This is a genomic window from Sinomonas sp. G460-2 (genome assembly GCF_047759905.1).
Taxonomy (GTDB): domain Bacteria; phylum Actinomycetota; class Actinomycetes; order Actinomycetales; family Micrococcaceae; genus Sinomonas.
Window position 1 is genome coordinate 1 of record NZ_JBKZWT010000376.1, and the last position, 3,191, is coordinate 3,191.

Here is a 3,191-nt window from a genome sequence, read left to right on the forward strand (position 1 = left end):
GGAGCGAGCGCGTCGATGCCCCGTCTCGACGAGGTCACCGCGCTGCTCGCGGCCCGCCAGGCCTGACCGCCATCTGACTCGCGCGCCGACGCGCGAGAGGCCCGCGAAGGATCACCCGCGGTTGCGGAGCTCCCTCCGCAGGATCTTGCCCGAGGCGGACTTCGGGATGGCATCAACGAACTCCACGAAGCGCACGCGCTTGTACGGCGCGACGCGCTCCTCGACGAACGCCATGACGTCCTCGTCCACCAGCTCGGCCTCCCCCTGCCGCACGATGAACGCCTTCGGCACCTCCTCGCCGTCGTCCGCCCGCACCCCGATGACCGCCGCGTCCGCCACACGCGGGTGGGTGAGCAGGAGCGCCTCAAGCTCGGCCGGCGCGATCTGGTAGCCCTTGTACTTGATGAGCTCCTTGAGCCTGTCCACGATCGTGACGACGCCGTCCGAGGTCGCAGTCGCGATGTCTCCCGTGCGGAGGAAGCCGTCGGGATCGATCGTCGCCGCCGTCGCGTCGGGGCGGTTGAGGTAGCCGAGCATGACCTGCGGGCCCCGCACGAGGAGCTGCCCCGGCGCGCTCACGCCCTCCGAGGGGACCTCGATCTCCTGGTCCGTCGCGGGGTCGAGGAGGCGGCACTCCGTGTTCGGCACCGTGTAGCCCACGGAGTCCAGCGGCACGCGCTCCACCGCGTCGAGCGGGATGAGATGGGAGACCGGGCTCAGCTCCGTCATGCCGTAGCCCTGGAGCATCGTGCAGTCCAACCGCTCGGCGACCGCATGTCCCAGCTCGCCGTCGAGGGGTGCCGCACCGGAGAGCGCCGCGCGGACGGACGAAAGGTCGTACTTCTCGACGAGCGGATGCTTCGCAAGGGCCACTGCGATGGGCGGGGCGATGAAGAGGTACGAGCAGCGGTGGTCCTGCGTGATGCGCAGAAACTCGGCGAGGTCGAACTTGGGCATCGTGACGAGCCGGGCGCGCTCGCCGAAGGCGAGATTGAGCAGCACGGTCATGCCGTAGATGTGGAAGAACGGCAGGACGGCGAGGAGGACGTCGTCGCGAGTGACGCCCAGGAGGGCCCGCGCCTGGGCGACGTTGGCCACGAGGTTGTACTGGCTCAGCAGGACGCCCTTGGGCGTGCCGCTCGTGCCCGACGAGTACGGGATGACCGCGGCCGCATGCGGGTCAACGCTGACCTCCGGCGCCGGAAGGTCCGCCTCGAGCATGTCGGCGAGGTTGGGGTGGCCCGCGGCGGAAGCGGCGTCGCCGCCGTCGAGCACCACGAGCTGCTCCGGCGAAATGCCAGCCGCTTGGGCCGCCGCCTCCGCGCGGTCGCGGAACGGCGAGACGGTCACGAGCCATGTGGCGCCGGCGTCGGCGAGCTGCTTGCCGGCCTCCTCGGCCGTGTAGAGGGCGTTGACGGTCGTGACGGCAGCGCCCGCGCGCAAGATCCCGTGGAAAACGATCGCGAACGCGGGGACGTTGGGGCAGAACAGGCCGATCGTCGTGCCCGGCTCGGCCCCCTGCTCCGCGAACCAGCCCGCCGTCGCGTCGATGCGGGCCACGAGCTCGCTGTACGTGGTCTCCGCACCGGACGTGCCGTCCACGAGGGCGATCCGCTCGAGGTCCTCGGGGCCCAACCCGCCGAACAGGTAGTCGTAGAGCGTGGCCTCGGGGATCTCGACATCCGGGTACGGGCTGGTGAACATGACGGCTCCTTCGACGCACCTGCGGCGGGACTCGCCGTGGGTTCATTGCATCGGTTCGGCCGGGCGAGGGCAAGGGCCCGCGGTGGAACTCGCTGTCGGGACCCTCGTCGAGGTCGGCGCGCTCCTGACCGGTTGTTAGTTCCCAACCAGTCCGCGAAGCGGCGCGTCGCGGCGAGGCACGGAATCGGCGGCGATGAAACGGACCGGAGCCCGGGCTGCCGGTACCGAAAGCTCGCGTGACGAGTCAGTTCGCGTCGGCTCGGATTGCCTCTGCGAGGACCTGGACGAGGTGGCGGCTGTCGAGGCCGGCGAGGTCCCGGACTTGGGTACGGCAGGAGAATCCGTCGGCGAGGATGCGCCGATCGGGCGCGGCCGCGGCCTTGGCGAGGATCCCGCCCCGGGCGATCTTCTCGGAGACCTCGTAGTGGCCCTTTTCCATGCCGAAGTTCCCAGCGAGGCCGCAGCACCCGGCGGAGGTCTCGACGTCGCAGCCCATCTTCTCGAGCAGTGCCCGGTCGGGGCCGTAGCCCATGACGGCGTAGTGGTGGCAGTGCGGCTGGACGAGGAGCCTCTCGGCGGCCTTCGGCGGCTCCCAGTCGATCGAAACGATGAACTCGGCGACGGTCTTGAGCGCGCGGGCGAGCTCGGCCGCGCGCGGGTCCTCGGGCAGGAGCTCGAGCAGGTCGGAGCGGAGGGTGGCCGTGCAGGAAGGCTCGAGGCCGATCACCGTCCGGCCCTCCCGCACGTGCGGAACGAGCAGGTCCAGGGTCTTGCGGAGCTTGGCCTTGGCGGCGGTCAGCTGGCCGGTGGAGATCAGAGTCAAGCCGCAGCAGGCCCCGGGCCCGGCAACCTGGACGTCGGCTCCCGCCGCGGCCAGGACCGCGAGGGCGTCGCGCGGGATGCCGGGGTCGAGGGCGTCCGAGAAGGAGTCGACCCAGAGCAAGACCTTGGGCGGCTTGCCATCGCCTGAATGCGCCGACACGGACGGACGACGGCGGGCGGCTCGGTCCCAGCGGAACGGCGCCGTGGGCAGCGGGGGCAGGGAGCGGCGGGGGTCGGCCCCCATCACGGTCATCATGGCCTTCCGCAGAAGCGCGACGCGGCCAGCGAGGTTCACGAGCGAGGCAAGGGGCGCGACGAGCCGGAGCCAGTCGGGGAGCCGGCCGAGGGTGTAGTGGCTCAGCGGGCGGACGCGGCCCTTGTAGGTCTGGTGCAGGGTCTCGGACTTGTACATGGCCATGTCGATCCCGGCGGGGCAGTCCGTGGCGCACGCCTTGCAGGACAGGCACAGGTCGAGGGCCTCGTGGACCTCCGGCGAGCGCCAGGCGAGCCTGACGATTCCGCCGTTGAGCATCTCCTGCAGCGCCCGGGCGCGGCCGCGGGTGGAGTCCTTCTCGTCCCGCGTGGCGATGTAGGAGGGGCACATGAACCCGCCCTGCGCCCGCGGGTCGGCGCGGCACTTGCCCACGCCCACGCAGCGGTGCACG

2 protein-coding genes are annotated in these 3,191 nt (G+C 71.3%); both read right to left on the reverse strand.

The window, feature by feature from the left end:
* Positions 1–111 precede the first annotated feature (111 nt).
* The gene (locus tag ACLN58_RS20030) at positions 112–1,704 is read right to left on the reverse strand and encodes an AMP-binding protein (RefSeq protein WP_415856992.1); all 1,593 of its coding nucleotides are present in this window, start codon (positions 1,702–1,704) and stop codon (positions 112–114) included.
* A 244-nt stretch (positions 1,705–1,948) separates the two neighbouring features.
* A partial coding sequence (locus tag ACLN58_RS20035; RefSeq protein WP_415856993.1) for a (Fe-S)-binding protein occupies positions 1,949–3,191 on the reverse strand: 1,243 nt, incomplete at its 5' end.

What these genes read in the sequence shown, in the direction of transcription:
- ACLN58_RS20030 (WP_415856992.1), bottom strand. Translation starts at nt 1,704, where the DNA reads ATGTTCACCAGCCCGTACCCGGATGTCGAGATCCCCGAGGCCACGCTC.